Below are 17,495 nucleotides of genomic sequence, written 5' to 3'. Positions count from 1 at the left end.
CCACTGCGACTCGTGCTGAACGGCCAACTGCTCGGCTGGATTCGATCTCATATCCACTGTTGACGGCATGTGCAGTCGCTCCCCCGTTTGTCACCTGCGGCGTTTGCCCTTGAAATTCCGGTGCCCAAATCAAATCTTTGAACGTATTCCCACAACCAGCGGCAGGCAGGCTGTCCGTATTGGCAGTCGCCTCTTAGGCAGGAAAATTTCAAAACATTGGGCCTAAGAACATGCGTAAGAAACAAGTTCGGTGACTGTCAGTATACCGCCCTACTATGGGTGTAATGGACTTGATTCTTAAAGGCTGACCGAAATGGGGGCACGCCCACCATGTCGCTCTGCGACCGCATCGCTACATTGCACCCATCAAGTTCTTGAGACAATCTGATTGATTTTTTTTCTACGCCGCGGTCGTTGAGCGGCTTTGTCGAAGCTGACCCACCCACAGTGTCCTTATGCCGGTCCTCGACCAGGCACAGGTAGTCCATCCCGGACGCTGCAGTCTTCGCGCCGGGCTAAGTGTGATCGGCGGCAGGGGTCAGAGACCAGTTCCGCTTTCTTTCCGATGAGGCGCTGATCAACTTGATACCTGTTGCCCTCCAATGACACCGTCGCTGACTTTGTCACCGTGCGGATCGCGGACCAGCGGAACGCTTCGGCAACGACGGTCCGTCCCGACCGGTTTCCGATTCGTCCAGCCCCTGTCCCACCGGGTGAGCGGTGTTTGACCCCTGGTGGAGTGCACCGCGTTCAGTTCGTTCAACGTGCCCACCATGCTGTCAACGCCTGCATCACCCGCATGGTCGACAACACCCGTCTTGGGGTCGACAATGCGCACTTCAGTGTGGAACTGGCTCGTCATGGTGTTGAAGAACCGGTCGATTTTTCCGCGGTGGGCATCTTGTACTCGGATGGATCAGACCAGCAGCGCGAAGCTCAATAAGCGTGTCCGACACACCTACCAGTACGCCCTGAGGAAGCCGATGCGGTCAATCGCTCTCTCCGACGCACACACGACAGTATCCTCGCTCGACAAGGCAGACTTTGATGCAGGTCTTCACCGGAACAATCATTGAGACCCAGTCGGTAATCTTCCCGGAGTCTAATCCCTAATCCGAAACGGATCGAACCACAGTCTGCATCTGCATGCAGGCGAGTCTGGGCATGCCAGTTTTTTCTTGCTCGTCCCTCACGTTGCACTGGACGACGAAGCGGTGCTCTACGCGATCTCCGGACGTGACTAATCGGGAAAAAAATCGGCGAGTGGCATCCATAGCAGGATGTCCGTCAGGGAGTTGTCATAGTCGAAGGGTGACTGCTGGATTCGCAGTGTGAGGTATGCGATCGGTACCAGGATGATCACCACGCCGACGATCAGGCGCCACCGTCCTTGCATCAAGTGGGCGCAGACGAATACGACCATCAGGGCTCGCAGAATCTCGACGAAGAAGTACATCCTGAGCAGGGGGAGCGGCTGAGACGCGACCCCGAGGACGAAGCCGTAGAACGCCGGGATACACATCAGGATGGTAGAAGCAATGGGGTTGTCGTTGAGCCCTCGCTTACGAATAAGGAACAGGAAGGCGGCGAGGACGGCTACGTCGAGCAGGATGACCGCCGTGCTGATTGAGCCGTCATCCCGGCCGTTGACATCACCTAAAGTTGCTAGATAGAGGCGTCCGAGTGCGTAGAAGATAACGCCGCCGATGATAAATCGAAGTACCAGGCTCTTTCCGTGCCCAAGAAACAAGGTCGCCAGGACGAGGCCCGCGGCAGGTATTAGTGCCGAGTTGTGCGTCAGGCTCGCGACGATCAAAATCATCACTGCGGGTAGCCATCTGCGTTTCGCGCTCGCGACGATCGCCAGGCCGATCAGAGCAGCGGCTATCTCTTGGCGTACCAAGTGGGTGGACAAAGTAAAGGTCAGGCCCACAAACATCCCGGCCACGGTCGCACCGATCACGGTCCAAGGTCGCCCGTCGACGGTGACCACCAACGAGATGATCGCGGCGCCCAGCGTTCCGTAAATGACAAGCGTGACCGCGACCGCAAGAAGTTCAACGTTCGCGCCACTAGCAACGGAGAGGACCCTAGCGAACGCGTAATAGATCGGCTCTGTTGGTTCGGGAGTGACGATCGGTAAGCGTGCCCCCAGATACTCGCTCAGCGGGGTGTTCTCGAGAATCTGGTAGTGCAGGACATACCACGACCAGTCGCCTTGGATGCCCTTGCCTGTGTTGATCCAAGCGAGGAGAACAGCGACAACGCCAACCGCCGTGCCGCCGATGATGGTGGGTCGTTTGGATATCGCGGCGAAGCCGAGGATCGAGATGATTGCTGCGAGCACGGGTGCGATCAGTCCCGCTAGAAGGACGAAGACGATGACAGCCACGGTCGGTAGTTCCGGGCTCGTGAATGTAGCCCATGGGTGGCGCGGGTTGCTCCGAACGTGCTGGGTAATGCTCGTCGCCCACTCGTTGGTCCCCATTCGAAAAGCATATACTTGGGCGGTCCACGGTATGAACGCGTACTCCCGCAACGCGGCACCGCCACCCAGCAAACCGCAGTCAACCCGATCCTGCTCGAAGGCCAGCTTGCCTAGGAGAAGGACACGAGTTTGATATCAAGGACGACGACTTCGGGAAGCCGTGCTTCGGCGTCGTCATCGCCGTCGTGATCTGCAGCGGACTCGTCCTCGTCGCGGAGACCCTCCTAAGCAACGTTTCCCGATTCATCTCCGACTTGTCCACGCCCGGGATATGCGTACTGCTCTCCTTTGATCTCATTATCTGGATTCTCGGGCCCGAACGCCCCGGCGAGCTATGGGCGCTCATCCTCGTGGTCGTCATCCCGTGGGTGGCCGTTATGCTGACCGGGTGGAACCCGCTCTCCCCCTGGTTGCTCGGCATCGACCGGCGCGGAAGACCGGGGTGCGCACGGTAACTGCGGGTGCCCTTGAGCAGCGGTTCCAAAAGGTCGAACTTCCCGAGGTTTTCCTGCCAGCGTCCATGTTCCTGAACAACGGCCCGACCATCAGCCGGCTCCTGGTCGGTACCCGATTTGGGCACTACCGGTCCGTGCCGACACTCAGATCCGTACAGTTTCGTACTATCGGACAACTGGGCCACGTACAACGTCTACGCGTTGTTCACGGCCGCGGCTACCGGAGTGGCAACGTGGAGTCCTCGTGCAGCGGGGTAGCACCGCCACTGGCGCGGCGCTCGACGTAACGGCCTTCTCAAACACGGCGATCATCACGTTTGCAACGACCATCGACGAGAGAAAACTTGTCCGTCGTCGCGGGGTCGTGACCGACACTTCCCACCTCATGGCCGCATTAGCTCTCGCGCAAGGGTCTGTCGCATGGCAGATACTCGGGGACTCGACCGGCAATGGTAATACCGAATGGGTCAACCTCACCACCGAATGGCTTACCGCCTCATTCCCGGCTTACACGGTCGACTATGGTCTGTGGAACACAACGACGATTGACTACGAGGCGCCTGTCCGACGACAGACCGGCCCTAACGGGGAGCGCTACGTCCCGTATAGCAGCGCTTCAATTTCCTATGAGTCGGACTCCGTAGAAAATTCGATCACGGGCGACATCGACATTCGCATGGACGTGTCATCCGACAACTGGGACAATGGCTCTGATCAGGTAATGGTAGCGAAAGGCGCAGCTGACGGAAACCGTTCATTCTGGTTCCGGATTTCCAGCGCCGGGACGCCTCAATTCTTTTGGACCGCAAACGGCACGACTTTGATCGGCAAGCAGCCGTCATCTGGCTGGACACTACCGGCAAACGGCGCTCGCAAACTGATCAGGGTCACTCTCAGCGTGGACAATGGCGCGTCTGGCAATGACGTAAAGTTTTACGATTCGACCGACGATGGTGCGACTTGGAGCCAGATCGGCCCGACCTTAACCACAGCTGGGACGACCACCATCTACGATTCAACAGCCGAACTTCAGCTTGGAGGGCGAGGCGGTGCGTCCGCTCCCGGATCGAACCTGTTCGGGCGCATCGACCGAACCCAAGTACGCAAGGGGATCAGCGGCCCGCTCGTAGCACCCGGGCTCCCCGAACTGTGGTCTAACCAAGGGGGAGGGCAGATTGCAGTTGGTTCGCCCGTCCTAACCATTTTGAACGGCTCCCATCCCGGCGCAGATATTGAGCTGTTGGGTGCCACCGTTTCTGGCGTCTACGATTCCACACGCGTCCCCCGGATGACACCTCGCTACGGGCAGGCGCTTGTGACTGTCGTCTGCTCTCACAACGACGGAATCCAGAAGGGCGAAAAATATCTTGCAAAATGGTCAACATTGTTCTCCGAATTGCGTAGCAAATTCGGTAACGCGGGAATGACTCTTTCCACTCAGAACGCTCGCAAATCACCGGCAGGGAACATCGTTGACCATGCGGTGCGTACTGCTCAGCTACTCGGCTATGCGAACCGCAACAGTATCGGTGTGACTGACGCGGCGGCGGCTATGAGCGCATCAGGGGAAACCGCCGCCACCCTGATTTTGAGTGACGGTATCCATCCGACCGATCTCGCCTCGGGCATATGGCGAGATGAGGCCGTGTCGGTCCTGCTGGGCGGGGACCACCGCTAAGGCAGTTAGCGGCCCAAAACCCACCCACCCACTCCGCGAATGGGTTGTGTCAATATAAATCGGGTCCGAGCGCGACGCCTCCAGGAGGCGTAGTCGGGCCGTGGCTCAGCGCGCGCCGCTGGCACTTCCGGAAGACCGAGAGCATGGACGGTCTCATCAGCGAGGGCGCGATGTCCGGCGCTCGTCGGGTGCACGCCATCTATCCAAATTCGGTCACAGGTCAGCGAGGGCGGGGTGACAAGGGTTGCCCCCATGGAGGCCGCAGCTTCACGTACTATCTTCTGCGCCTTGCGTACTCGACGTTTCAGCAGCGGGCCATACGGAAAAATTGCTCCCGATTGTCCGAGTGTGTCTGGCAGTTGCATGACAGCCACCCGGTCAGAGCACGCGCGCATAATGTTCAAGATTGCGTGCATCTCACTTGCAAGATCTTCACGTCGCCAGTGACGCCACGATAGGACATTGTTGGTTCCGACGTAGATGAGGGCAAGCGAATACGACTCAATCATTTCCGGCAACATCGCGCGTATCTCACTCGCTGGAGCGCCCGACTTGGCATGAACCGTCAGGGGCTCACCGGTTGCTGCGGAAACGCACTGCGCCCACGATCGTGGCGAAATCCTATCCACGATCAGGTCAACACTGCATGCGTTCGTGATGCTGTCGCCTACAGCGACGATTCCCTTGGAAGCCATCAACGGGTCCCGCCGAGAGATCGGAAGAGTTTCTTGAGACGGCGGGGCTTGGTCAGAATGCCGAGCCCGAGTGTCGCCACGGTAATGCCACGCGCCATGGCTAGCCGCAGGCCGCCGATATGATTCACCGGAATATTGGCGTCAAAGTATTGCCCCACGGAACGTCCGTCGGTTCTGATCCCACGGATCGTGTTGGCGATATTCGAAGCGTGCACCACTTGAATCCACATCGGATGCGTCTTCACCTGATGAAGGGGCGCATGGGAACCCAATTGGTCATGTGTGTCCATGAATACGGTCGATGGGTTCCGACCCCCGACGTTTTCAATCAACGAGATGAACGCGTTGCTCGGGTCTAGTTTGGCATAGACCTCCCCATCGCGGATCTGAAGACCAGACATGAAATTTATGGCTTCCATCTGCTGCTCTCGAAACTGGGCTTGTATGGATTCGATGAAGTCTACTGCCACGCAGTCGTCATTATCCATGCGCGTTGTGATCAAGTAGGGGGTCCCGACGGGGCTGCACAACTCAGACAGGAGGGGGCCGGAGGGGCCTCTATGTAGCCATATGGGCTCACCGATTCCTCGGACGAGTTGCTCGATTTCGTCCACAAACCATGATGGCGAATCCGCATGGCAAAGGATCAGCCAGCGGTCTGGCCGGATGGTCTGGGATCGGACGGACGGCAATGCGTACTTTCGGAACAGCTCGACACGTGCTTTGAGCCAGTCCTCTGATGCCGGCGGGTGACCATCTCCTATCGGGCTGTTGAACCTCGTAACAAGCACGTGCAAGAAGGCTTTTCCTATCATGTGAGCAATGCTAGCAAGCAATCAAAAAGCCCTCGGTGGTGCCGATTCAGTAGCGCAACAATCGACCCCATTCAGAAGGATGGACTATCTCTGGACTTTACCGGCGATGTTCCCGGCGTATGGGTTCGCTTGAATATTGGCTTTCGTGGGCTCCAGGGGTGGTGCGGGTCAGCGCCATGTCTCGGAATCCCGATTGGCGCGGGTGAGCGCCAGCGTCGGTGCGGGTGAGCGCCACCTGCAGAACTCCTGCCATCACATGATGGGCACGCGCAAAGGACTGGCACGAGCACCGCGGCCCTGAAGTCCACCAAGACGCGATCATCGCCAATTCTGTGACAGGGCGAGTCGATGGCGCCAAGCCACGCGGCTGCTGGCGCTCTCTCGCACGATCCCCGGCGCTGAACGGCACGATTAGGTGGCGCTCAGGGCTGCAAATACTCATTCGCTTGGATACGCCCGCGGAGACCTACAAGGTTGAAGTTATTCTGTCCAACGACACGGCGTTTGCCAATTACGCAAGGTGGGAGTTGCTCGTACGCCCGCATGGCGGCTGGCATTTTCTCGTCGGAACGGCAGTTAGCAAGTCCATAACCGGCACGCCGAACTTGGCGACCGTATCAACCATTCGAGTAACCGTCATCGGATACGCCAGGAGAACCGCCGTTGTAGCGGTCGGCGGCGTCCTGGCCGTGCTGACCGGCAAAAAAAATGGACACCCCAACGGCGTCCTCACGCTTGCCTTTGACGACGCTTCGGCAGGTTGGTGGACGCAGGCGCTACCTATCTTCAATAGCTATGGCTACGCGGCCACATGCTTTGTGGTTCTTGGCGACCTGGACAAGTCGGGGTATCTCACCACCGAGCAGGCGCACGCGCTGGAGGATGTATACGGGTGAGAGATTGCGGGACGCGCCGCCGATGCGGCGTCCCACACTTCCGGCACCCTGACGGAATTGCAACTGCACGACTATTTCTCCCGACTCCGCGAGGGTTCACTCAAGGGAGGGTTCAGCGGCGCAGATAATTTTGCCTTCCCGCAGGGCTCAACATCAGCCTTGGCAGAGTCGGTCGTGAAGCAGTATTTCGGCACGGCGCGACTCACTGAGTCGGCGCGAGCACGGATGGTTCCTGCTGGACCGAACCAGCCGTGGCAGATCCCTTCGCGCTCCTATAATGGCGACCCTGTTCAATTCGATGTAGACGCGATCAACCAGGCCGCGGCTGATGCCGAATGGTTGGTGTTTTGCTTCCACGACGTGAAGGCGCAAGAGCCGCCCGCTGGTCAAAACATGAGTGCGGCAACCCTCAACACCATTCTGGCAGCCGCGCAGGCCGCAGGAATGGACGTGGTGACTATGCGCGATGTGATGCGGGAAACCCGCGTTTCCGCATAAAAAATGAGCATCGAAACACGCGAATAAGGCTTAACTCCATCACCCTGTCCCGGGCATCATTACGGCGGATGCGACCACCAGCGAAACCGGCTTTATCGCTGTAGCGGAATCACGCACCGAAACAGTGTTGGGCACGTTCGAGTTCGCACACGTTGGCCTCTACAACCTCACGAAAACGGGCATTGCCTAGCCGTGCGCCTGAGCTTGGGCGTCGAGTGCCGCACAATCTCCCGAGCAGTACCGCGCCTCCCCTCCAATGTCCCTGCTTGGTTCTATGCAGACGGAGCAGCGGGCGGCGCGGTACGCCACATAGGAGGCGAATCCATCGATGGGTATGGCTGCGGTTGCAAAATGCATCCGCAATTCAAGCCATTCATCTCGGTACTCCGAGCCAATTAATCGCATAAATCGAATCAATGCGGTCATGCCCTCAACCTAATCCCTACCCGTGACACTCGCCCGGATTGTTCGTCACAATGTGCTCCCGGAAATTACGGGGTCAGTGCGCCCTCGCGAACCTTCCGCTTGGGCGAGAAAGTTGCGAGGCCACGAAGACGATTGCGACCGGGCTTTTCTACAAAGTGGTAAAGGAGAACCGCTCCACCAAGTGTCAAGATTAGGTAAAGTGTCACGCTGAGTCCACTCGGAATAATGTCGAAGAGGTTCGCCCGTTCGAGCCCCACACGCACGATCACTCGGGCCACCCAGTGGAACATGTAGAGGGCATAGGACACCTCACCGAAGTACACCAAAGTGCGCAAGGAAAGCAAGCGCGCTAACCAATCGCCCTCGTTCGCGAGAGCAATGATAAGCACCGCGAACAGGACTAATCCAAGTTCCATTCGGGGGGCCTCAGAGGTGACCGCCCAGATGATTATTAGTAATGCCGTAGCGCACCCTAGATAGCGCAACCTAGCAAGACTGGCGCTGTGCCGGTGCGCCACCTGGTACGCAGCCATTCCAATGAGGAACCCGGCCATGACGCGTCCGAGGTCGCTCGTGGAGAAGGATTGCAGGAGCGCTAGCCCCATGCCGGCAACCGCAAACGCTAGGACGGGTCCCCACATGCGTCTGATCAGGACGCAGAGCAGCGGGAAGAGTAGGTAGGCAAACCACTCCGCAGAAATGGACCACGCTGGGAGGTTCGGCGTTTGAACACCTGGGAACCATGCATGCGTGAGTGTGAGCGTGCTCAAGACTGACTGCCAGCTGAATCTTTCCGACTGCGCACTGGACTGCCCCGTAACCACCTGCTCAGCTACATAGAGAGATGCCATCATGAGGAAAGTCACCAAGTGCACTGGGTATAGGCGTGCAAACCGAAACGCCATAAACGACCAAGTTTCCGCCCAGCTGATTTTCCCGGAGAACGTTTTGAGGTAGACGTGGCTAAGGATAAACCCAGAGAGCACGAAGAATAGATCGACTCCATGCGCACCGTGTCTAATAAGCGGGTCAATGACTGGATAGGCGAATACGGTCGTTGGCGAGACTTCTCGGAAATGGAAAAGAACGACCCACGCTGCAGCAAAAAACCGCAAACCCGTGAGCCCATCAAGACGTGCGCGCATAGCTTTATCCCCCGGTTAGACTCAGAAAATTTAACCGTACCGTTTGGGCGAGCGCACGGTCACCAGTTTGTCCCTCGCGCGCCCTCGCATCACTCCGGTTTCAGAGTCAACGTATAGCCCCAATCTCCGTCACTCTGACCCAGATTGACGGGCGTGGCGTTGGTGATTGGCTTGAGAAGCGGCGCGTTCGCAAGCGAAGTCGCGTGGGGATTATTGGGACGTTCGTGGCCTCGACTTCTTGTGCTCGGGGAATTTTGGGCCCGGTCCATATTTCACGCCGGGGCCGCGAGTCTGGTCTGAGATGCGAACTAGAATTTCGCGGCCGACGAGATCTTGGATGACGTTGCGCGCATTGAAGACATCCATGTCAAACATCCGCTGAATCGCACCATTATTTATCGTGCTGTACTCCCGAATATGTTCCAGAATTTTTCGATCGCGATCAGCTCGTGGACTGCTCTGATAGGCGAGTGCCGGCCCCAACGCCGCCAGCGCGCTACTGCGCAATTTGTAGTCGGGGTTTATCCGGCGCACCGTGCGTGTCGTTGGCTCGATGAGCTCAATCTCGCCCGTTGCCAATCGGTGGAGCACCTGCTGAGTTCGAAGGAGATCCCGCTGAATGATAGGCGACAGTTTCGCCGCGTTTATAGTTCGCTTTCTGGCCAGCAGCGACATGATGAGCAACACATCCGTGTTGTCTTGAACTTGAGACGGGAGTTCGGCGATGTACTTTGTAATTCGATCGTTGGGCGGGCCGCCCAGGAATGTTATTGAGGTCTCGGGTTCGATTCCTTCATGCACCTCGATCGCGGGCACGCTCTTACCGCTGCGAATCATCTCGCGATACATGCGGTCGACTCCCTGACCCCATTTCTCGGCGAGGCCCAGGGAACGCATGACATCAGCAAGAGCGGGGAAACGAGGTTTCGGGGGATGGGTAAGAATGTTTGCTGGAGATACCCCAGCAACCAAAGGTCCAGGCGAACGAACCTCGAGGGACTCCGGCGAGTGTTCAACGGTAATCGGCATTTTCATCCGGTGGTCACCATGCATGACCGCGTTGGCGAGCGCCTCCCGAAGTGCGGCAGAGGGATAATCTTGAACCTGTATTTGCTGGCCGGAAGCCAAGTTGATAGGGGTGGTAACTACCCGCGCTTCCATGGCCGCCAGGCAATCAAGGAATGCAGACAGTAGAGGCCCCGTCCATCGCTTTCCTGCGTTCACCTCTCCCCCCATGGATTGCCTGTGCTGATAAGAAATCAATTCCCGCTCCCTGCCACCTTGGTCTACGCAGAGGAGAAGCTCACCGCCGTGCGTAAGTGTTCCTGAGGAGGAGACGAGGGCGAGCCCGGAAAGGATGTCCTCGACGGGCGCATCGGCAATTCCACGGAGGCCCTCGTCTCCGAGTCCGCGGAGCAGCGTGCGAACTCGCCGGATGGCGTCTGGATCAGCGTCCGTAGACACACGACCAGTATCGGTCGCACTCCAGTCACCGCCCTGCCGCTCCTGGTGAAGCCTGCTGATATCGGCAGTCGTCATCGGCAAGCACGTGTCGCCGAACCGTCGGGAGGGCACCTTGCCTCGCGACGCAAACACATCCAGCCCTTCTTGAACGTGAATTTCGAGGAGACGCGCTCCCCTGTAAATTCGCTCTTCAACCCGCACATCGAGTTTTGGCTCAGTGACCTGATGAATCCGATTTCGCAGCTCCAAAGCCCCCAGGACTGTGCCAACAAACGCGTCGGGGCCGTGCACCCGGTCAGCGACGCCCACAATCACAATTCCACCATCGGCGTTTGCGAAACATGCCGCGGCGTCTACCATGTCGTTAGCAGTGTCCTTGGGCGAGTCTTGAGGCCGCTTAAAATCCAACGTGGCGCTTTCGACCTCGTCAGCGGTGGCCTTGCCACTAAAAATTGCTTCAAGCGCCAAGTCGATTTCGTTCATTTCAGCATCCTCATGGGCTCGTGGGTACTGCATTAGTTTGATAATAGTCTGATACAAGTGCAACAGTTGCAGTTCTATCAGACTTCGATCAAACCCAGAGAGCGCCGCACTGTTTCTGGCGGTCAGCATCCGCTTATCAGGCTGCGGACGGCCGGACCGGTTCGAGCGCTCCGACCTGAATGATGGATCGCTCACGTCCCTGGTCCTTGTCCTGATGGATGAGGGCATTTTTGGGTGTCGGTGGTGCCGCGTAGTGTCGCACGCACGGTACGATAGCGCCCCGCCCGATGGATCGGCCGCGGGCCAGGCGTCCGAATCCAGCTCCAACTCGACATTGGACTCACCATGGAAAAACCTGCAGCCCTCGCGCCCATGTTTTCGCCCACAATGACGATCGAAGAACTGGCCGCCCTGGGTTTTCTGGTGCGGTACAAGGGTGACACCCGATACCGGTACACCAGCGACTTACGGTTCTTCTTCGAGTGGTGCTCGGCGAACGGGCTGCCGCCGCTGGACGCGCAGCGGGTGCATCTGGAACTCTACGCCCGGCACCTCGAAGACGTGCGGGGCAACTGCGCCGCAACGGTGCACGGCAAGCTCAGCACCCTCTGCGGCTTCTACCGCATCGCCGCGGCCGACGGCTACGTCGTGAAAGACCCAACCATGTTCTTGCGGATGCCGAAGGTGACCTATGACGAGACGCGCGCGCTCGGCCTCGACCGGTTTCAACTCAGCAAGCTTCTCCAGGTCGCGTCGGCGTCCTCCCCCAGCGACGGCGCACTATTTACACTCATGGGACTGCTGGGCCTGCGCGTGAGCGAGGCCTGCAATGTGCAGATCGAAGACTTTCAGGATACGGTTCGCGGGCACCGCGTGCTTCGACTCACGGGGAAAGGCAACAAGGACGCCACGATGCCTCTACCGGAGCCGGTGCTACGCGCCCTCCTCGCAGCCGCCGGCGACCGAACCACCGGCCCCGTCGTGCTCACCAAAAGCGGCAAGGCACAAAACCGCCGCGGCGCCTACGGCCGCTGCCAGATCCTCGTCAAACAAGCCGGCCTCCCAGCCGGAACCCACCCACATACACTGCGGCACGCAGCCATCACGGCTGCGCTCGACGCCGGCGCACCACTGCGCGACGTACAAATATTCGCCCGACATAGCGACCCACGAATCACGACGCGCTATGACCGGGGCCGCCACAACCTGGACCGCCACGCCGCACACCTGGTCAGCGCGTACATCGCCGGAGGAACCGAGCCCGCGTCGTGAGCATCCGCTGGAGATGAAGGCCCGCGTGAAGATGGTTGACGGCAGTCTTCTTGCGGAAGTGGGCCAGGAAGTGATGGCGGCCGCCAAGGCATTCGCGTCAGGCGATCGGCACTCTGCTCGTGAACTAGACGCGCTGGTTCGTTAAAGTCACCGCGCAACAGCCGCGGCGACGGCGTCACCCTGCAAGTGAAGGCGGAATGAGCGGGTTTCAAAGACACGGGCCGGTTGGTCGATGGCGGTCGGCGAGCTCGACCGACGAAAAGGGAGCGGCGCGTAGATGTGGTCGAGAGGCACGTCGCATCCGTCATAGCGCCCTCGTCAAAGGCGTGCCATAAACTGATCACAAAACTGAACACGGCGATTGGCATATCGACGCGCTGACCATAGAGAACTTTCGCTGCTTCGAACAGATAGCGCTGAACACGTGTTGACGTTGAACGACAATGGGGCCAGTGTCGCCCCGGTTCTAACGACGAGAGCCCTGTAATTAATGCGAGCCTCTTGGGGAGCGCCAATGGCCGGCCACCTCGGCGCCGTCCCTCAGGTGCGGCGAGACCCACACGGCGCCAGCAGGAGCCGTTTCCGCGGGCCGCACCAGGTCGACGACTGCTGGCGTTGCTACTGGTGAGAAGTCGCGCGCCATAGAAATCTGGTGAGTGTCGAAGGCTCGAGACATCGTTTTCTGCTGCTGCGCGGGAATTCCCATCGAGGCCGCGATCGTTGGCCATTCTTCGACCTGAACAGCCACGTTGTGGATGATTTCGCGGGCATGGCGCTTGGTGAGGTTGAAGCTCTCGGCCACGGAGGCGAGGTTTCGAATGTCACGGTTTCTCGGGTCGTCCGTCTCGTTGATCGCCCGAGAGTTCACCGAATGGGAGGTGCTCGGGTTCACGTCGAAAACAGGTGAAAGCCGCCAGCCCGACCCGTCATGCAAGAACCCGTGGTTGCGCCAATGGTCGTCCACGTTGTTGATGAGCACGGTGAGTGCAACCCGTGTGAACAACTCATGCAAGTCGGTTGTGGGTTGGGAGCTGAGTTCACTGACGGTGTCTGCGAAGTCTTGATAGCTGGCGCTGCCCTCGCTAAAGGAGCCGACCTCCATCGCCGTCGACGCGGACATGTATCCGAGGCGACGGTCACCGATACGGTCGAACCGGTGAACAACAAGAACCGACTTTTCGGTTCCAGCCCGCCTATGGATGAACCCCGGTGTGCGGATTCCGATTTTGGCGGCCAGTGTCAGTGCGAGAGCCTCCCAACTTTCGACGTCGATGTTGCCGTCTTTCGAATGCGGCAACTTGGCAATTGCTAAGTTGCCGGACTCCATGACGACGTTCGCTTTGGGACGCGCTCCGCCAGGGCTAGTAGCAACGTCCGCGAGATACGCCAGGTCTTCGTCGCTGGCGACCTGGTCCTCATAGCGCCGTGCGGCCGCTATGACTTTCTCAAGCTCGTGAATGTTCGCAGCCTCGGCATCACTCGCCAGCCATTTGCCTCCGGTTGGCGCTCTGAGGCGCAACGCTCCCATGCGGGTGAAGTCGGAGACCTTCACGAGGAAGTCGAAGTCCCCCAGTCCGCGCTCCTCTTCCAACCTCAATGCATGGTTGGCCTGGATGATCTTCTTTCCCCACATGTCCGGCGATGCGTCAGCGAAAGCACCGAAGATTGTCATGTTCTCTGGCGTGAACGTGCGCTTGGAGCCGAGGGGAAGCTCTGGCGAGATCGCATAGGCGCGCGGGTGCGACAGGTAGGCGGAGTCATACTGGAATGACGCGGATGCCACGTTCCTGTCTCCGCCGAACGACGGCTTGAGCACACCCACGAAGGTCGGAGTGTCATCGCCAAGTGCAAGGAAAACGTGTGCCTCATTGATGGCAGGCACAATCACCCTCCGGTTCCAAGAAGGTCGTCGATTCTGGCGCGGGCGGCGTCGTTGTTATAGGGGTCAACCGCCGCGACGACTGTATCGGCGATACCAAGTGCGGTCAGAACCGCGAAAAGAGAGTCGATTCGAGGAGTTCCGATTCCGGTTTCAATGTTTCGGAGTGTCTCACGGGTAATGAAAGCCCTTGCCGCGAGGGTGGTCGCGGACATGCCGTTTACTCTGCGCCAGCGCCGGATGTTCGACCCGAAGTTTCGCATGAGCCTTTCTTGCCGAACGGAACTGCGTTGGACCACCTAGCTCGCCTCCTTTTGATAGCTACAGCTTTCATCGTATTGGAAAAAGCGTACTTGAGCTATCAAATCATTCTTCGCGACACCGTGCCGTTGTGAACATCTCGGACGCCAAGGCCGTTATGGCACTGCATGCAATGACCCAGTTTGTTGCCGACGGTGTCGGCAGGGCTGGCGGGTTCCGTGGGCAGGTCGCGTTGGTCGATGGCGGTCTCGGCTTCGCTCGACCAACGGAGGGGGCGTTTCGCGGGCAGGGTCGCGTTGACTGCGGGAATGCGTCAGACTGCCACATTTGGTGCCACAAGTCGGCCTCCCAGCCGGAACCCACCCACACACACTGCGGCACGCAGCCATCACGGCCGCGCTCGACGCCGGCGCACCTCTGCGCGATGCGCAAATATTCGCCCGACATAGCGACCCACGAATCACGACGCGCTACGACCGAGGCCGCCACAACCTAGACCGCCACGCCGCACACCTGGTCAGCGCGTACATCGCCGGAGGAACCGAGCCCGCGTAGGCACTCGTTTGCAGGAAACCGTAAGTATACAAAATTCGTATACTATACGGTTTTCGAACATTGACTCGTGTTAGCCTGTCCCCATGAATCTTCTCAACCCGTACACACCTGGCGCGGGCACCCGCCCCACTTTGTTGGCCGGACGCGGCACCCAGACTGCTTTGCTGCGGAATCTGGCTGACCAGGTTGAGGCGGGACGCACAGGCAACCCGATCGTCTACATCGGGCTGCGGGGAATGGGGAAGACGAGTCTGATGTATGCGGCGCGGGACCTATTGCGCGAACGTGGATGGCTGGCCGGCTACTTCGAGGTACGTCGCAATGTGGAACCGGGAGTGGCGGTGCAAACCATCATCGCCGACAGCGCCCAGCTCTCCACCGGGAAGCTCCGTGCCGCCCTCGCCGCTGGCGGCCACCGTATTGGAGGCATGAAACTCACGCTCAGCCCCGCCGGGTTCAGCTTCGAGATTGATACGGACAAGCGAACGGCAAATCCTGTTGCTGATCCCTTCCCCGCCCTGGTGGCTTTTCTGCGCGCGCTGGGCGCTGACGCTCGTGCCAACGGTGTCGGCGTGGCACTGCTCATCGACGAGCTGCAGCTGTTTCGGAAACGTGACCTCGCGGTGCTTATTCAGGCATTGTCTGCACTGGAGGACGAACCCATCGTCCTGATCGGTGCCGGTTTGCCAGGCCTTCCCGCGGACATGGCTAAGGCCAACACGTACGCCGAACGATTCCGATTCGAGGGTATTGGGCCGCTGCACGACCCGGACGCGAAGGAAGCTGTCGTGGGTCCGGCTTTCGGGCAAGGCATTCTGTGGGATGCGCACGCCGTGTCCAGCCTCATTACTTCGGCGCAGGGTTATCCATATTTCCTTCAGTTGTACGCCAGCGAAGCCTGGATTGCCGCCGATGGTGCGCCCACCATCACCCCCGAACATCTGGAGGCGTCCACCAATGCCGCACAACGTCAGCTCAACGTCGGCCTGTACACCGCCAGGTACGACCGGCTCAGTGGCAGAGAACGCGAGTACGTCGACGCCCTGGCCGCCCTAATGCCCTCCAATGTCGACCGGGTAGGTTCCAGCGACGTCGCCCACAAGCTTGGAAAAACGTTGAGCGTGGTCGCACCGGTACGTGACCGAGTCATCAAGAAAGGCATCGTGCACTCCCCCGCCTTCGGAATGCTTGAGTTTTCGGTCCCCGGTTTCGCCAGCTATGTCGTTGCCCGCAGCACCACCGCGGACCTCTGAGCATTCAGTAATTATCGGCTTCGCGCAACCGACGAGAGAGGTCGGGCTGGACGGTTCCGTAGACAGGTCGCGTTGGTCGATGGCGGTCTCGGCTTCGCTCGACCAGCGAAGGGGGCGTTTCGCAGGCAGGTCGCGTTGGTCGATGGCGGTCTCGGCTTCGCTCGACCAGCGAAGGAGGCGTTTCGCAGGCCGGTCGCGTTGGTCGATGGCGGTCTCGGCTTCGCTCGACCAGCGAAGGAGGCGTTTCGCAGGCAGGTCGCGTTGGCCGGCAAGGCAACACTCGGTTCTCCGGTCGGCGAAGGTCTGCGCCAACACCCCAGCGAATCGGCGACGACGGACGCACGCCGTCAGGATATTGCTCTGGTATTTGCCGTATGGTCCGCAACGCCCTCCCAGGTCAGTAACGCACGTGTCCGTGAATGGAATCCCCCGCTTTCTCAGCCGGACGCCCTCATAGCCTTACGCATGCTCACTAGCTTTCCCACTAGCATGCTCATTTCGTTGGTCATGAGCATGCTCATCAGGCCTGCCACTAAGCAGAAGCGAGAACCGGTGTGCAGACAGAGATGGCTGCCGCCAAGACATCTGGCCTAGGGTTGCGTAGGTAAGTCGCGTTGGTCAATGGCGGTCGCGGCGCCGCTCGACCAACGTGGGGTGCGATTTACAGGCAGAGTCGGGTTGGTCAATGTCAGCTGCCGGGTGGGGATTCCGAGATCAGCGGCTGTAGATGTCTTTGCGATGGCCCAGGGTAACGACCACGATCACCAGCACGTCGTCGTGGACGGTGTAAATGATTCGGTAGGTGCCAACGCGAACGCGCAACCCATCTCGCCCTTGTAACGCTTTTGCACCGGGTGGACGCGGATCTTCACCCAGCAGGGCAATCGCGCCCTGAATGCGACCGCGGTCCTGGTCATCGATCTTGCGCAGCGACTTCACCGCCGCCGGGCGCATTTCAATTCGGTACTTGCTCACTGCCAGCCAAGGTCTATCTTGACCTGCGCCCAGGGAATGTTGTCGCCTTCTTCGGCCATGGCCGCGTCGAACGCCTCGACGTCGGCCGCGTCCTCAAGCGCGTCCATCATGCGGGCATACTGCTCGGGGCTGACAACAACAGCCTGCAGCTTGCCCCGACGCTCGAGAAAGACAGCTTCGCTGCGGGCTTGCTCAATCAGCTCAGGAAGACGGCTGCGCGCATCGGTAACACTGACAGTGGACATGCCCAAAGTGTA

General features: G+C 59.3%; 18 protein-coding genes. 8 read left to right on the top strand and 10 right to left on the bottom strand.

The window, feature by feature from the left end:
* Positions 1-739: 739 nt before the first annotated feature.
* On the top strand, positions 740-943 hold the full coding sequence (locus tag CXY75_RS13390; RefSeq protein WP_104083291.1) for a hypothetical protein: 204 nt from the start codon (positions 740-742) through the stop codon (positions 941-943).
* Between the two features lie 297 nt (positions 944-1,240).
* Here the strand turns inward: CXY75_RS13390 and CXY75_RS13385 are convergent, their stop codons facing one another.
* Positions 1,241-2,488 (bottom strand): EpsG family protein, encoded by a 1,248-nt coding sequence (locus CXY75_RS13385; RefSeq protein WP_146069473.1) that lies wholly within the window; start codon positions 2,486-2,488, stop codon positions 1,241-1,243.
* 185 nt (positions 2,489-2,673) lie between these two features.
* Between CXY75_RS13385 and CXY75_RS13380 the strand changes: the two genes are divergently transcribed.
* Both CXY75_RS13380 and CXY75_RS13375 read left to right on the top strand, forming a co-directional pair.
* Positions 2,674-2,943 carry a hypothetical protein gene (locus CXY75_RS13380; protein WP_104083289.1) on the top strand — a complete coding sequence of 90 codons (270 nt, stop codon included), beginning with the start codon at positions 2,674-2,676 and terminating at the stop codon, positions 2,941-2,943.
* Positions 2,944-3,187: 244 nt separating this feature from the next.
* Complete coding sequence (locus tag CXY75_RS13375; RefSeq protein ID WP_104083288.1) at positions 3,188-4,621, top strand: SGNH/GDSL hydrolase family protein; 1,434 nt, start codon at positions 3,188-3,190, stop codon at positions 4,619-4,621.
* A 5-nt stretch (positions 4,622-4,626) separates the two neighbouring features.
* Here the strand turns inward: CXY75_RS13375 and CXY75_RS21075 are convergent, their stop codons facing one another.
* Both CXY75_RS21075 and CXY75_RS13365 read right to left on the bottom strand, forming a co-directional pair.
* Entirely contained in the window at positions 4,627-5,316 is a 690-nt protein-coding gene (locus CXY75_RS21075; protein WP_104083287.1) for a GDSL-type esterase/lipase family protein, read from the bottom strand.
* Complete coding sequence (locus CXY75_RS13365) at positions 5,316-6,131, bottom strand: glycosyltransferase (RefSeq protein WP_146069472.1); 816 nt, start codon at positions 6,129-6,131, stop codon at positions 5,316-5,318. Before CXY75_RS13365 ends, CXY75_RS21075 begins: the two co-directional genes overlap by 1 nt.
* A 446-nt stretch (positions 6,132-6,577) precedes the next feature.
* Here CXY75_RS13365 and CXY75_RS13360 point away from each other — a divergent pair, with 446 nt between their 5' ends.
* On the top strand, positions 6,578-7,027 hold the full coding sequence (locus CXY75_RS13360) for a polysaccharide deacetylase family protein (protein WP_158251207.1): 450 nt from the start codon (positions 6,578-6,580) through the stop codon (positions 7,025-7,027).
* Positions 7,028-7,084: 57 nt separating this feature from the next.
* Positions 7,085-7,525: a hypothetical protein gene (locus tag CXY75_RS13355; RefSeq protein ID WP_104083284.1), complete on the top strand. Its 441-nt coding sequence runs from the start codon at positions 7,085-7,087 to the stop codon at positions 7,523-7,525.
* Positions 7,526-7,711: 186 nt separating this feature from the next.
* Here the strand turns inward: CXY75_RS13355 and CXY75_RS19515 are convergent, their stop codons facing one another.
* The 3 genes from CXY75_RS19515 to CXY75_RS13345 form a co-directional block, all read right to left on the bottom strand.
* The gene (locus tag CXY75_RS19515; RefSeq protein ID WP_146069471.1) at positions 7,712-7,951 is read right to left on the bottom strand and encodes a hypothetical protein; all 240 of its coding nucleotides are present in this window, start codon (positions 7,949-7,951) and stop codon (positions 7,712-7,714) included.
* A 65-nt stretch (positions 7,952-8,016) separates the two neighbouring features.
* Positions 8,017-9,096 carry an acyltransferase gene (locus tag CXY75_RS13350; RefSeq protein ID WP_104083283.1) on the bottom strand — a complete coding sequence of 360 codons (1,080 nt, stop codon included), beginning with the start codon at positions 9,094-9,096 and terminating at the stop codon, positions 8,017-8,019.
* A gap of 210 nt (positions 9,097-9,306) precedes the next feature.
* Complete coding sequence (locus tag CXY75_RS13345) at positions 9,307-11,238, bottom strand: ATP-binding protein (protein ID WP_199182455.1); 1,932 nt, start codon at positions 11,236-11,238, stop codon at positions 9,307-9,309.
* Positions 11,239-11,388: 150 nt separating this feature from the next.
* Here CXY75_RS13345 and CXY75_RS13340 point away from each other — a divergent pair, with 150 nt between their 5' ends.
* Positions 11,389-12,315, top strand: coding sequence for a tyrosine-type recombinase/integrase (locus tag CXY75_RS13340; protein ID WP_104083282.1), 927 nt, complete (start codon positions 11,389-11,391; stop codon positions 12,313-12,315).
* 487 nt (positions 12,316-12,802) lie between these two features.
* On the opposite strand, the gene CXY75_RS13335 is transcribed toward CXY75_RS13340, so the two are convergent.
* Complete coding sequence (locus CXY75_RS13335) at positions 12,803-14,197, bottom strand: type II toxin-antitoxin system HipA family toxin (protein WP_158251206.1); 1,395 nt, start codon at positions 14,195-14,197, stop codon at positions 12,803-12,805.
* A 2-nt stretch (positions 14,198-14,199) separates the two neighbouring features.
* Positions 14,200-14,457 (bottom strand): helix-turn-helix domain-containing protein, encoded by a 258-nt coding sequence (locus CXY75_RS13330; protein WP_092340251.1) that lies wholly within the window; start codon positions 14,455-14,457, stop codon positions 14,200-14,202.
* Positions 14,458-14,785: 328 nt separating this feature from the next.
* On the opposite strand from CXY75_RS13330, the gene CXY75_RS21070 reads away from it, so the two are divergent.
* Together CXY75_RS21070 and CXY75_RS13320 are read left to right on the top strand one after the other, a co-directional pair.
* Positions 14,786-15,010, top strand: a complete 225-nt coding sequence (locus tag CXY75_RS21070; protein ID WP_369826726.1) for a tyrosine-type recombinase/integrase — start codon at positions 14,786-14,788, stop codon at positions 15,008-15,010.
* Positions 15,011-15,093: 83 nt separating this feature from the next.
* On the top strand, positions 15,094-16,263 hold the full coding sequence (locus tag CXY75_RS13320) for an ATP-binding protein (protein WP_104083279.1): 1,170 nt from the start codon (positions 15,094-15,096) through the stop codon (positions 16,261-16,263).
* Between the two features lie 714 nt (positions 16,264-16,977).
* Here CXY75_RS13320 and CXY75_RS13310 read toward each other — a convergent pair.
* Together CXY75_RS13310 and CXY75_RS13305 are read right to left on the bottom strand one after the other, a co-directional pair.
* Entirely contained in the window at positions 16,978-17,238 is a 261-nt protein-coding gene (locus tag CXY75_RS13310; protein WP_233201899.1) for a type II toxin-antitoxin system RelE/ParE family toxin, read from the bottom strand.
* On the bottom strand, positions 17,235-17,483 hold the full coding sequence (locus CXY75_RS13305; protein WP_104083277.1) for a type II toxin-antitoxin system Phd/YefM family antitoxin: 249 nt from the start codon (positions 17,481-17,483) through the stop codon (positions 17,235-17,237). Before CXY75_RS13305 ends, CXY75_RS13310 begins: the two co-directional genes overlap by 4 nt.
* Between the last annotated feature and the right edge of the window lie 12 nt (positions 17,484-17,495).

The sequence above is a fragment of the Cryobacterium sp. Y11 genome (genome assembly GCF_002929535.1).
Classification (GTDB): domain Bacteria; phylum Actinomycetota; class Actinomycetes; order Actinomycetales; family Microbacteriaceae; genus Cryobacterium.
The sequence above is the reverse complement of the archived record's forward strand: the minus strand, read 5'-3'. Positions and strand labels throughout refer to the sequence as shown.

Excerpts from the sequence above, each read along its gene's own strand:
- CXY75_RS13385 (WP_146069473.1), bottom strand. The coding sequence starts at position 2,488 with ATGGGGACCAACGAGTGGGCGACGAGCATTACCCAGCACGTTCGGAGC.
- CXY75_RS21075 (WP_104083287.1), bottom strand. The coding sequence starts at position 5,316 with ATGGCTTCCAAGGGAATCGTCGCTGTAGGCGACAGCATCACGAACGCA.
- CXY75_RS13365 (WP_146069472.1), bottom strand. The coding sequence starts at position 6,131 with ATGATAGGAAAAGCCTTCTTGCACGTGCTTGTTACGAGGTTCAACAGC.
- CXY75_RS19515 (WP_146069471.1), bottom strand. The coding sequence starts at position 7,951 with ATGACCGCATTGATTCGATTTATGCGATTAATTGGCTCGGAGTACCGA.
- CXY75_RS13350 (WP_104083283.1), bottom strand. The coding sequence starts at position 9,096 with ATGCGCGCACGTCTTGATGGGCTCACGGGTTTGCGGTTTTTTGCTGCA.
- CXY75_RS13340 (WP_104083282.1), top strand. The coding sequence starts at position 11,389 with ATGGAAAAACCTGCAGCCCTCGCGCCCATGTTTTCGCCCACAATGACG.
- CXY75_RS13330 (WP_092340251.1), bottom strand. The coding sequence starts at position 14,457 with ATGCGAAACTTCGGGTCGAACATCCGGCGCTGGCGCAGAGTAAACGGC.
- CXY75_RS13320 (WP_104083279.1), top strand. The coding sequence starts at position 15,094 with ATGAATCTTCTCAACCCGTACACACCTGGCGCGGGCACCCGCCCCACT.
- CXY75_RS13305 (WP_104083277.1), bottom strand. The coding sequence starts at position 17,483 with ATGTCCACTGTCAGTGTTACCGATGCGCGCAGCCGTCTTCCTGAGCTG.